Here is a 12596-nt window from a genome sequence, read left to right on the forward strand (position 1 = left end):
TATGCCGAAAGTAAAAGTTAATTTAGGTAAACGGTCTTACGCGATAATTATCGGATGCGGCGTCCTCAATCAGCTTGGCGAAAATTTAGGTAAATTAAATCTCGGCACAGACGCCTTTATTATTACCAATAATTTCTTAAAAGATAAATACGGGGCAAAGTTATCCTGCGTTTTATCAAACGCCGGGTTTAATTGGCGTTTTAAGATTGTCGCGGATAGCGAGAAAAGCAAATCCATCCAAACAGCAAGCTCGGTAATTAAAGATCTAGCTAAATTCGACCGGAAGAAAAAAGTTTTTATTATAGCCTTCGGCGGGGGAGTAGTTGGGGACCTAGCCGGTTTTGTGGCTTCGGTTTATAAGCGGGGAACCAGTTACGTTCAGGTACCGACGACCCTGCTGGCTCAGGTAGATTCAGCTATCGGCGGAAAAACAGCGGTTGACCTGGATTCAGGCAAAAATTTAGTCGGCGCCTTTTATCAGCCAAGGCTTGTTTTTAGCGACATTGATTTTTTAAAAAGTTTAAATAAAGAACAGCTTTGTTCGGGAATGGCGGAGGTCATCAAATACGCGGTAATCAAAGATAAGGGGCTTTTTAATTTCCTGGAGAACAAACATAAGGAAGTAATTGCGGGCAAGGCATCCGCTCTTGAAACGATAATTTGTTCCTGCAGTAAGATCAAGGCAAAGATAACCAGCAGCGATGAAAAAGAAACTTTGGGGATAAGGACTATTCTTAACTTTGGGCATACGATAGGGCATGCAATCGAAGCCGCAGGCGGCTATCGCGGCTGTAATCACGGCCAGGCAGTTGGGTTAGGCATGATTGTTGCTGTCGATCTAAGCAGCAAACTTAACCTGATTGACGCCAAATCCGCCGCCCGCATTGAAAATTTAATTAAACTTTACGGCTTGCCTGCCAAAATTAAAGGCCTGTCCACGGATAAGATTATTCAAGCCCATTATCACGATAAGAAATTTTCGGGTAAAGAAAATAAATTTGTGCTTATCCGCGGAATTGGCATACCTAAAATTATCCGTAATATTAGACTGGATTTAATAAAAGAGGCAATCGCAAGGATAGTTTAGAACCTCACCTGTGGTTTATCTGCGGGTGGAAAGGGTAATAAGCTTTTCTTGGTTGTTAAGTTCTACGGTATTTGCAGCAATCTTCATTACTTTGGCCCCGTCTACCGAATCATTCTCCCGGACAATTTGGTTGTTGATTAAAGCGTAGCCGTCGTTATCGGAAAAGAAAATTCCGTTTAAAACAAAAGCAGCTTCCGGGATATTCTTTTCTTCTTTTTTAGCTAAGGCAGGTTCTTCGGGCAGGGGAGCCAAAACAACGGGTTGCTGGAGGGCGATTGCAGTTTTATTTGGCGCCTGCGCGGTTTTTATTTTATCTCCCAACAGGCTAAAAATAAAGCTGCTCAAGGAAATTCCTAAGAGTAGAATTAAGATATAGAGCAAGAATGGCCTGGGACCGGATTTTTTATCCAGAAATGAATTCTTTTTCGCTTCATTTTGCTGGATGTACTGCTCGGTTTTCTTTAATGCTTCATTAATAATGCTCATATATTTTGGGCTACCGAGTAGCTATCCAATTCTTCAACACATTTTTTGATAATATTAAAATCTATCTGGCTGGTTTCGCTGACAAATCCGGCTAAAAGCGCGCGATCACAGATCATATTAATTAATCGGGGGGTGCCCCCGGAAAAACGGCTGATCATATCCACAGCTTCAGCGCTAAATTCAATTTGCGGCCTATTGTCTGCGCCGGCAATCTCAAGGCGCCAGTTAATATAACTGCTTATCTCAGCGTTATCTAGCGGCCCAATATGGTATCTGACCATGATTCTTTGGCGCAATTGCCTTAAATCGTAGAGATTAAGGCGTTGGTTTAATTCCGGCTGCCCCACTAAAATCACCTGCAATAGTTTATCTTTTTCGGTTTCTAGATTTGATAGCAGGCGTATCTGTTCGAGCAAACCGGGCTTCAGGTTCTGAGCTTCATCAACGATTAATACCAGGTTATTGCCGGCGGCGGATTCTCTAAGCAGGAAGTTATTTAGCTCCAGCACCATGCCTAATTTAGTTTTATCCTTAGTGTTTATTCCGAAATCCCTGATGATCGATTCTAACAGTTGGACTTCAGAAAAGGTGGGATTTAGAATGAAAGCGGTTTTAACGTTTTTACCGACCTGATTCAGGAAAAAACGGCAGATCGTTGTTTTACCTGTGCCGATTTCTCCGGTTAAGACGATAATTCCTTTTCTCTGGGAGACTCCGTAGAGCAAGTGAGAGATAGCTTCTTTATGTTTTTTACTGGAAAAAAAGAAAGCCGGATCGCTGGTAACATTAAATGGCCTTTCTTTTAATCCATAGTATTTACAGTACATTTTTCACCCGCCATTATTATAACACAGAATCAGGGAACGTTTCTATTTTTTTTCAAAAAAAATAGAAAAAAAATAGAAACGTTCCTGGTTTCTCGTTTTTAAAATATTTATTGACAAATTGACAGTATTATTATAAAATTTATAATCCTTTCATTAGTTTTCCCAAAGCGGGCGAAATATTCATAACTTATTACAAAACAACGGGTTAATACTATAATAAGGAGAATTTAAGATGGCGGAGTGGATCGGTATAAACAGGCGCGCAAGAAGGTGCTATGGCTTTGATGAGGTTGCCCTGGTTCCCGGAGCGCAAACTGTAAATCCTAATGAAGTCGATACGAGCTTTGAATTTAACGGGAAAAAGTTTAAAATACCCATCCTGGCGGCGGCTATGGATGGAGTGGTCAACGTTAAGTTTGCAATTGAAATGTCCCGCTTAGGCGGAATCGCGGTCTTAAACCTCGATGGGATCCAAACCCGTTACGAAAATCCGGATGAAGTACTGGAAGAAATTGCCAAAGCTACACCGCAAAAAGCTACCGAATTAATCCAAGTAGTTTATACTACTCCCATAAAAGAGAAACTGGTTACCAAAAGGGTAGCCGAAATTAAAAAAGCCAAAGCTATGGCTGTGGTCAGCTGCATCCCGGCTAATGCCGAAAAATTCTCAAAATTAGCGGTTAGCGCTGGAGCGGACATCTTTATCATCCAATCCACAGTCACTACGATTAAACACGTCTCTACGCAATATAAAACGCTGAATTTAATAAAATTCTGTAAATCCATGAAAATCCCCGTGCTCCTGGGAAACTGCGTAACCTATGAGACAACTTTAGAGCTTATGCAAACCGGAGCCAGCGGCTTACTTATTGGCGTGGGCCCGGGGGCGGCTTGTACAACGCGCGGGGTATTGGGTATCGGAGTTCCTCAGGTCACCGCTACTGTTGATGCTTCCGGCGCGCGCGATTTTCATTATAAACGCACGGGAAAATACGTCTCCATTATTACTGACGGCGGAATGAACCGGGGAGGGGATATCTGCAAGGCATTTGCCTGCGGGGCCGACGCGGTGATGATCGGTTCGAGTTTTGCCCGCGCCCAAGAAGCTCCCGGCAGAGGATTTCACTGGGGGATGGCCACTTCACATGTTAACCTGCCCCGCGGAACCCGGATTCAAGTCGGCACAACCGGCTCATTAAAAGAAATTTTACTCGGTCCCGCAAAAGTAGATGATGGCTCACAAAACCTTTTAGGCGCTTTAAAAACCTCCATGGGTTCATTGGGTGCCTCAAACTTAAAAGAAATGCATGACGTAGAAATCATTATCGCTCCTTCAATCCAGACCGAAGGGAAAATATTCCAAGTAGGCCAAAGAGTGGGAATGGGAAAATGACCAGACAAACAATTTTAATCTTGGATTTCGGCTCACAATACACGCAATTAATCGCCCGCCGGGTACGGGAAAACAAAGTTTTTTCAATAATTATTCCTTACAATACCCCGGCAAAAGAGATCGCCGCCCTAAACCCCAAAGGTTTAATCCTTTCCGGCGGTCCGGCTTCGGTAGTGAATAAAAAATCTCCTTATCCTGACCCGGGAATCTTTAAACTTGGGGTACCTATTCTAGGCATCTGCTATGGAATGCAGGTTATTTGCGAGCTCTTGGGAGGAAAAGTAAAACATACCCGTGAGCGCGAATATGGAAAAGTAGAATTATTTATTGATGACAACCGCGACCTTTTCAGCCACCTGCCGGGTAATTTTACCTGCTGGGCCAGCCACGGGGATTATGTAACGAAAATGCCGGCGGGTTTTCACACCTCAAGCCACACTACCAATACGCCGATTGCCGCAATATCCAATCAAAAAAGAAAAATATACGCGGTACAATTCCACCCTGAAGTGACCCACACGGAAAAAGGCAATCAAATATTAAGTAACTTTTTATTCAAAATTTGCGGTGCTTCGGGAAGATGGAACATGCAGTCATTTATTAAAGAATCCGTCGAACATATTAAAAAAACTATCGGTCGTGATAAGGTCGTGCTGGGGCTAAGCGGAGGGGTGGATTCTTCGGTTGCCGCTCTATTAATCCATAAAGCGATCGGTAAAAACCTGCGTTGTATTTTTATCGATAACGGCCTGCTGCGCAAAGGCGAAGCTGAACAGGTTAAAAGCGTTTTTAAAGATATGTACCATCTCAATCTCAGTTATGTCGACAGGAGCAAAAGATTCCTTGAGCGCCTGAAGGGAATAACTGACCCGGAAGAAAAAAGAAAAATAATCGGTGATGAATTCATCAAAGTATTCGAAGAAGAAGCAAAAAAGACAAAAGGGGCAAAGTTTTTAGGACAGGGGACCCTTTATCCGGATGTTATTGAATCTGTTTCACCCACCGGAGGCCCCAGCAGAAAGATCAAAAGCCACCATAATGTCGGAGGGCTTCCGGCGCAAATGAAGCTTAAACTTATTGAGCCCTTAAGGGAATTATTCAAAGATGAAGCGCGCGAAATCGGAAGGCAGTTGGGATTACCTGAAAATATCATCCAGCGCCAGCCATTTCCCGGCCCGGGCCTGGCCGTCAGGATCATCGGAGAGATAGATATCCAACGCTTAAATCTTTTACGTGAAGCGGATAAACGGGTAATCGAAGAAATTTCAAAAGCCGGCCTATATGAACAAATCTGGCAATCCTTTGCCGTATTATTACCGATAAAAAGCGTGGGAATAATGGGTGATGAACGCACATATGAAAATGTCGCAGCACTTCGCTGCGTCTCCAGCTTTGACGGTATGACCGCCGACTGGGTAAAACTTCCTTATGAAGTTATGGAAAAAATCTCCAATCGGATCATTAACGAAGTGAAGGGGATCAACCGGGTTGTTTACGATATCAGTTCCAAACCTCCTGCAACCATCGAGTGGGAATAAATAAAGGGAACGCTCCCTAGTTTCCTATGTCTTCTGAATTCGTTCACCTGCATTTACACACGCAATACAGCCTGCTTGACGGGGCCTGCCGTATACCTGAAATACTGTCCATCGCCAAAAGTTTCAAAATGGATTCTCTGGCCATCACCGACCATGGCAGTATGTTCGGGGCAATCGAATTCTACCTGGAAGCGCAAAAAACAGGAATCAAGCCAATTATCGGTTGTGAAGTTTACGTTGCTCCGCAAAGCCGGCTGGATAAAGGCGGAAGCGGTATTGAAGACGTGGCGAATCATTTAATCCTCTTGGCCCGCGATGAAGAGGGCTACCGCAACTTAATGAAACTGGTCTCCATCGGTTACTTGGAAGGTTTCTATTACCGTCCGCGCATCGACAAAGAGGTATTAGCTACGCACGCCAAAGGATTAATCGCATCAAGTGCCTGCCTTAAAGGAGAGATCCCATCCCTTATATTGCAAAAACGTTTCAATGACGCGCTCAAAGCAGCTGATACTTATCAGAATATCCTGGGAAAAGGGAACTTCTACTTAGAGATCCAAAGCAATTCTATTGCCGAGCAACTTGTTGTAAATGAAGGGATGTTTAAAATTTCCAAGGAACTGGGGATATCCTTGGTCGCCACTAACGACGTACATTACCCCACCAGGGATAAAGCCGCCGCTCATGAGGCATTACTTTGCATCCAAACACAATCCACCCTTGACGATCCCAAGCATATGCGTTTTCAAACGGATGAATTTTATTTCCGTTCCCCCGAAGAGATGAAAAAATTATTTAAGGACTGCCCGCAGGCCTTACAAAATACCGTTGAGATTGCCCGGCGCTGTAATCTGGAACTGGATTTTAGCAAAATGCACCTGCCTAAATACGTGCCTCCGGAAGGAAAAGATAAGGAAAAGTTCCTGTTTGAGCTTTGCGAAAAAGGGTTAACTGCTAAAAATTTAAAAAATAACCCCGAAGTGCAAAAACGACTGGATCATGAATTAAAAATTATCCAGGATATGGGTTTTATCAGCTACTTCCTGATTGTCTGGGATTTCATCCACTATGCCAAAAGCCAGGGGATCCCGGTGGGCCCGGGAAGAGGCTCAGCCGCCGGAAGCCTGGTCAGTTTTCTTTTGGGAATTACCGATTTAGATCCGTTAAAATACGGGCTGCTTTTCGAAAGGTTCCTTAATCCGCAGCGTATGGGGCTGCCGGATATTGATATCGACTTTTGTTATGAACGCCGGCAAGAGGTCATCGATTATGTTACCAATAAATACGGGCAGGATAATGTCGCCCAGATTATTACCTTTGGAACAATGCAGGCTCGCGCCGTAATCAGGGACGTCGGCCGGGTCATGGGCGTTGCTTACGCGGATGTTGACCGGCTGGCTAAAATGATCCCGGCTGAACTGGACATAACCCTTAAAAAAGCCCTGGAGAGTGAACCGGAATTAAACAACCTTTACCAGAATGACCCGCAAATAACCAAACTGATCAATATCGCTTTGTCCTTAGAGGGATTAAACCGCCATGCCTCGGTACACGCCGCCGGCGTAATTATCACGGACAAGCCGTTAAATAACTACATGCCCATATTTAAAACCGCGGATGACCAGATTACCACCGGCTATAGCATGGGAACCCTGGAAAAAATCGGTTTACTTAAAGTTGATTTTCTGGGTTTAAGAACACTTACTGTAATCGATGAAACCCTAAAACTCATCAAGCAAACCCGGAGCATCCAAATTGATATTGAAAAAATACCGTTGGATGATCAAAACACTTACGCGCTGTTATCTTCAAGCCATACTATTGGAATATTCCAGGTAGAAAGTTCAGGGATGCGCGATTTACTTAAAAAACTTATGCCTGAACGCTTTGAGGATTTAATCGCCCTTCTTGCGCTTTACCGGCCCGGGCCAATTGGCTCAGGAATGCTGGATGACTTTATGAAACGTAAACACGGAACAATTCCGATTAAATACGAACACGCAAAACTTGAGCCCATCCTCAAAGAAACTTACGGAATTATGGTTTATCAGGAACAGATTATGCAGATTGCCTCAAGCCTTGCAGGATTTTCTCTTGCCCAGGCGGATATTCTGCGTAAAGCTATGGGTAAAAAGATCCCGGAAGTAATGGAGAAGGAGCGAAAAAATTTCATCAACGGCTGCATTAAAAACGGGATAAAAGAGAGCACCGCCAGTAAAATATTCGATCTGATTGAATATTTCTCCGGATACGGATTTAATAAGTCGCATTCAACCGCTTATGCCTTAATTTCATACCGCACCGCTTATTTAAAAGCGAATTATCCGGTGGAATTCATGACTGCCCTGCTTACCTCCGAACGTGATAACACGGATAAAATCGTCGAATATGTTAATGAATCAGCCCGCATGGGTTTAAAAGTGCAGCCACCGGATATAAATGAGAGCGAAGTGCTTTTTAAAGTCGAGAATGAACAGACAATCCGTTTTGGCCTAATCGCCATAAAAAATGTGGGCCGAGGCGCTGCTGAATCGATCGTCAAGGCCAGGGAAAGCCTGAAGTTTAAAACCTTAGATGAACTCTGCCAACACGTAGATTTAAGATTGGCCAACCGTAAAGTCCTGGAAAGCCTGATCAAATGCGGGGCGCTGGATTGCTTCGGGGCATCCCGAGCCGGAATGTTTGCCAGCCTGGATATAATTTTAGAAGGGGCACAAAGAAGCCAGAAGGAAAAATCCAGCGGCCAGCTTTCATTCTTCGACCAAGCCCAGAAAGAGAATGGGTTTAAGAAAACTGAAAATAATCTACCCGTTGTGAAGGAGTGGCCGGAACCCCAGCTGCTTGCTTTTGAAAAAGATATGCTGGGCTTCTATGTCAGCGGCCATCCTTTGGCCCGTTATGCCAAGCAACTTAAACGTTTTGTTTCCTGCTCAACCTCTAATCTTCATGAATATAAAGATCAAGATACGGTCAAAATGGTCGGGTTAATCGTGAAAATCAAGCATACGGTTACCCGGGCAAAGCAAGAGAAAATGGCAATATTAAAACTGGAGGACCTAGAGGGAGCAGTGGAGATCCTGGTCTTTCCGCGCGCTTTTGCCAGAATAAGCAGCTATATCCAGATGAATTCCATAGTCCATATTCGCGGCATATTGGACCTCAAAGAAGAGACACCTAAAATAATCGTAGAAGACCTTTTTCCGTTTGAGGAGATTTACAAGTTAATCACGGCGATGAATATTAATTTATCCGGGATAAAAGAAAATATCTTTGAATCCTTAAAAACCCTGCTTAGCGATTACCGCGGGAATATTCCTGTTTATTTACACCTGGACAGCGGGCTTACCGGCAAACAGGCGCAGGCGCGCTCCCGCGTGCAGTTAGTTGTCGGCGAAGGGCTCTATGTTTCGCCTAATGAAAAACTCATTCAGGACCTAGATGAATTATTAGGGGAAGAGCGTTTATCTCTTGTAATCTAGTATTAAGATTTCCGGCTTTTGCTAGAGGCACAATTAGAAGATTTTCGGCAAAAGTGTGCGAGGAATTACGTTGAGCGCAGGCAATATTATTACGCGTAAGGAAACTGCGCTGCCGGAGCGAGACGTAAGCCGAAGCAAAAGACGGAAAGCTTGTTTCCTTGCGCTTCGCGCAAGGATTTCGCTAGATCAAACTTTAAAGGTGCTTAATTTTTCTTGACACTGTAACGTTTTGCTGTTATTATACTTAGCAAATACACCCGCGTTGCGCGGGTACGCCCTTGTGGGCTAGGAGGATTTAAAATGACCAAAAAGGATATTGTCTTAAAAGTATCTGACGACAGCAATTTAAAACAAATAGACGTCAAGGAAGTAGTGCAAAAGACCTTCGATTGTATCGTTGAGGCTTTAGTCAGGGGCGAAAAGATTGAATTACGTAATTTCGGTGTTTTTAAAGTAAAACAAAGAAAAAGCCGCACTGGCAGAAATCCGCGCACTAATCAGGTTATCCCTGTCCCGCCAAGAAAAGTTGTCATCTTCAAAGCTGGCTTGGAAATGAAACAAAAAATAAAATAATGTTCAAAAGAGTAGCAGGTACTAAAGATATTCTGCCTGAAGAAACGCCTTCCTGGCAAAGAATCGAACAAACAGCGCATAAGATATTCTCACTTTACAATTATCGGGAAATGCGCACCCCCATAATCGAAGAAGCATCGCTTTTTAACCGCACCCTGGGCATAACTGCCGAAATTGTACAAAAACAGATGTTTCTCATCCATAACCAGGATGAGACTTACGCCCTGCGTCCGGAAGGCACCGCCTCAATCGTGCGCAGCTATCTGGAAAATAATTTAGATAAGGCCGCCGGTTTTACAAAGTTATATTATATCGGCCCGATGTTCCGCCTGGAGCGGCCGCAAAAAGGAAGATTACGCCAATTCCATCATGTCGGCTGCGAAGCAATCGGCTCCCAGGAGGCCGCACTTGACGTAGAGATAATCGCCTTAGCGGACCAGATGCTTAAGGCTTTTGGCATCATCGGTTATGAAATTAAGGCCAACAGCCTGGGTTGTTCCAAAGATAAAGAGGCTTTAGCTTTAAGTTTAAAAGAATGTTTGCAGAAAAAAACAAAAGAACTTTGCGCCGACTGCCAGCAGAGATTAAAAAATAACGTATTAAGGGTATTGGACTGTAAAAACGAAACTTGCCAGAAAATCGTTAGAACCGTCTGCCCGGATCAAGGGCACCTTTGCCCGGATTGCCTGGCGCATTTTGAAGAAGTAAAAAATGGATTAAATAACCTGGATATACCGTTTCAGGTCCACCCGCTTTTGGTGCGCGGACTGGATTACTACAACCGCACGGTATTTGAAATCACCCATGCCGGTTTAGGCAGCCAAGATGCTATTGGAGCAGGCGGCCGTTATAATAACTTAGTCCACCAGTTAGGCGGCCCGGATCTGGGAGGGATAGGTTTTGCTTTCGGCGTTGAAAGGCTGCTTTTGGCATCGCAAAACCTGGCCGAAAAATCGCAGAAAAAATTAGTATACTTGATCACCCTCGGAAAAGCCGCCAAATTAGCCGGCCTAAAATTACTAAACCAGCTGCGCAAATCCGAAATTACCTGCGACACGGATTACCTGAACAAATCATTAAAAGGAGCAATGCGCGCCGCCAATGACGCGGGGGCAAATTTGGTTTTGATTTTAGGAGACGATGAATTAAAAAAGAATGTTGTCACCGTTAAAAACATGTCTGAAAGCACCCAAAAAGAAATTTCGCTGGATAAGTTGATCGGAGAATTAAAATGTTAAGGACTCATACCTGCGCCCAGCTCAATGCCGCTGATACTGGAAAACTGGTTACGCTTTGCGGCTGGGTTGCCAATCGGCGCGACCACGGCAAGTTAATCTTTATTGATATCCGCGACCGCTACGGCCTCACCCAGGCCGTCTTTATCCCCAAAGAATCAGGGGAAGCTCATAAATTGGCGCAAGAACTAAGGAGTGAATTCGTAATTAAATTAAGCGGCCTGGTAAATAAGCGGCCGGCCGGAACCATTAATCCAAAATTAGCAACCGGAGAAGTAGAAATTTTAGCTAAAGAGCTGGAAATATTGAATCCCAGCAATACCCCGCCGTTTGAAATCCAGGATGATATTGAAATAACCGAAGAGATCCGCCTTAAATACCGCTACCTTGATTTAAGAAGAAGTAAAGTTTTTAAAAACCTGCTCTTACGAAGCAATCTCTATAAAGTTATCCGCTCTTATTTAGGAAACAAAGATTTCATCGAGTGCGAAACTCCGATACTGACCAAATCCACCCCTGAAGGCGCCCGGGATTATCTGGTCCCTTCACGATTAAGCATCGGCCAATTTTTTGCCCTTCCTCAATCTCCGCAATTATTCAAACAGATCCTGATGGTTGCCGGAATTGAAAAGTACTATCAGATTGCCAAATGTTTCCGCGATGAAGACCTGCGCGCCGACCGCCAGCCGGAATTTACCCAGCTGGATATCGAAATGTCCTTTATCAACCAGGAAGATATCTTTTCTTTAACTGAAGGATTAATGAAAATTATTTTCAAGGAATTAAAAAACATAGATCTACCCGCTCCATTTACCCGAATAAGCTATAAAGATGCCCTGGAAAAATATAAATCGGATAAACCTGACTTACGGCCTGAAACAAAAACAGAATTCGCTTTCTGCTGGATAGTGGATTTTCCGCTTTTCAAATTCAACGCCGAAGAAAAACGCTGGGAAAGCGAACATCATCCTTTTACCGCACCGAACGCCCAAGACCTTCCAAACCTGAAAGAATCCCCGGATAAAGTAAGATCCTGCTCATATGATTTGGTTTTAAACGGTATGGAACTGGGTTCAGGATCAATAAGGATCCACCGTCCGGAGCTTCAAGAAAAAATCTTTAAGATTATCGGTATAGACAAGGAAGAGGCCGCTAAACGTTTCGGCTTCCTGCTGGAGGCTTTTACATTCGGGGCGCCTCCCCATGGAGGGGTCGCTTTTGGGCTAGACAGGCTCTTAGCCATACTTTGTGCGGAATCAAGTATACGTGAAGTCATTACTTTTCCTAAAACCTCGGCCGCGTTCTGCCCGTTAACTAACGCGCCTTCGGATGTTGCAGATAAGCAATTAAAAGAACTGGGTATAACCATTATTAACACCCCGCGCTCATAAGGAATTGCGCGGGTACGCCCTTGTGGGCGAAAGGAGGGAAGTAAAATGGACGGATTTAGATTAGCAGGAATTTGCGTATTGGCATCGACAATGGCACTATCAGGATGCGTGGCCAGGACCTACAACTTAACCCGCGATAGAGTTGACCAGGATTTATCTTCCGCCTCAGGAAACCGCGGTTACCTTACTGGCCAGGCCCCTGAACCAAAAGAAAGAGCAACTACCCGCACCGTCAGAGTCTTTGAGATAGAATTAGGAAAAACTAAAAAATCTAATGTCAGCTGCCCGGCAACTACCCCACTAGGAACTAATATCGAAGAATCGACCGCCGGTCTTCAGGAAACGCTAAGCGAACCGGCCCAGGGCTTTGAGAAATACTCGGTAGCCAAAAACGATACCTTACAAAAAATTTCTAAAAAATTTTATGGCACAACCAAAAAATGGATGAAGATTTATAATGCCAATAAAAATGTTTTATCCGCTCCGGACAAACTTTATCCCGGGCAAACTTTAAATATCCCTTCTGCCCCCGCATCAAAAACTGGAACTGAAAAAACGGCAGAAATAAAAGAAAACCTCAAGTAAGC

10 protein-coding genes are annotated in these 12596 nt (G+C 44.0%); 8 read left to right on the top strand and 2 right to left on the bottom strand.

Features of this window, described 5'->3' with window-relative positions; genetic code table 11:
- Nucleotide 1: 1 nt before the first annotated feature.
- Nucleotides 2-1087 (top strand): 3-dehydroquinate synthase, encoded by a 1086-nt coding sequence (gene aroB / locus PHG87_02190; protein MDD5477006.1) that lies wholly within the window; start codon nt 2-4, stop codon nt 1085-1087.
- 15 nt (nt 1088-1102) lie between these two features.
- Here aroB and PHG87_02195 read toward each other — a convergent pair whose 3' ends face one another.
- Together PHG87_02195 and PHG87_02200 are read right to left on the bottom strand one after the other, a co-directional pair.
- Nucleotides 1103-1573: a hypothetical protein gene (locus PHG87_02195; protein MDD5477007.1), complete on the bottom strand. Its 471-nt coding sequence runs from the start codon at nt 1571-1573 to the stop codon at nt 1103-1105.
- On the bottom strand, nt 1570-2400 hold the full coding sequence (locus PHG87_02200; protein ID MDD5477008.1) for a tRNA (adenosine(37)-N6)-threonylcarbamoyltransferase complex ATPase subunit type 1 TsaE: 831 nt from the start codon (nt 2398-2400) through the stop codon (nt 1570-1572). The genes PHG87_02195 and PHG87_02200 overlap by 4 nt, the downstream gene beginning before the upstream one ends.
- A gap of 232 nt (nt 2401-2632) precedes the next feature.
- Here PHG87_02200 and PHG87_02205 point away from each other — a divergent pair, with 232 nt between their 5' ends.
- From PHG87_02205 to PHG87_02235, 7 genes are all read left to right on the top strand, one after another.
- Entirely contained in the window at nt 2633-3793 is a 1161-nt protein-coding gene (locus tag PHG87_02205; GenBank protein ID MDD5477009.1) for a GuaB3 family IMP dehydrogenase-related protein, read from the top strand.
- Nucleotides 3790-5331, top strand: a complete 1542-nt coding sequence (gene guaA / locus PHG87_02210; GenBank protein ID MDD5477010.1) for a glutamine-hydrolyzing GMP synthase — start codon at nt 3790-3792, stop codon at nt 5329-5331. The genes PHG87_02205 and guaA overlap by 4 nt, the downstream gene beginning before the upstream one ends.
- 26 nt (nt 5332-5357) lie before the next feature.
- Nucleotides 5358-8810: a DNA polymerase III subunit alpha gene (locus PHG87_02215; protein ID MDD5477011.1), complete on the top strand. Its 3453-nt coding sequence runs from the start codon at nt 5358-5360 to the stop codon at nt 8808-8810.
- 300 nt (nt 8811-9110) lie between these two features.
- The gene (locus PHG87_02220; GenBank protein MDD5477012.1) at nt 9111-9383 is read left to right on the top strand and encodes an integration host factor subunit beta; all 273 of its coding nucleotides are present in this window, start codon (nt 9111-9113) and stop codon (nt 9381-9383) included.
- Entirely contained in the window at nt 9383-10621 is a 1239-nt protein-coding gene (hisS, locus tag PHG87_02225) for a histidine--tRNA ligase (GenBank protein MDD5477013.1), read from the top strand. The genes PHG87_02220 and hisS overlap by 1 nt, the downstream gene beginning before the upstream one ends.
- The gene (gene aspS / locus PHG87_02230) at nt 10615-12009 is read left to right on the top strand and encodes an aspartate--tRNA ligase (GenBank protein MDD5477014.1); all 1395 of its coding nucleotides are present in this window, start codon (nt 10615-10617) and stop codon (nt 12007-12009) included. The genes hisS and aspS overlap by 7 nt, the downstream gene beginning before the upstream one ends.
- Before the next feature lie 45 nt (nt 12010-12054).
- Nucleotides 12055-12594, top strand: a complete 540-nt coding sequence (locus PHG87_02235; GenBank protein MDD5477015.1) for a LysM peptidoglycan-binding domain-containing protein — start codon at nt 12055-12057, stop codon at nt 12592-12594.
- Nucleotides 12595-12596: the final 2 nt, after the last annotated feature.

The sequence above is a fragment of the Candidatus Omnitrophota bacterium genome (genome assembly GCA_028716245.1).
Taxonomy (GTDB): Bacteria; Omnitrophota; Gorgyraeia; order Gygaellales; family Profunditerraquicolaceae; genus UBA6249.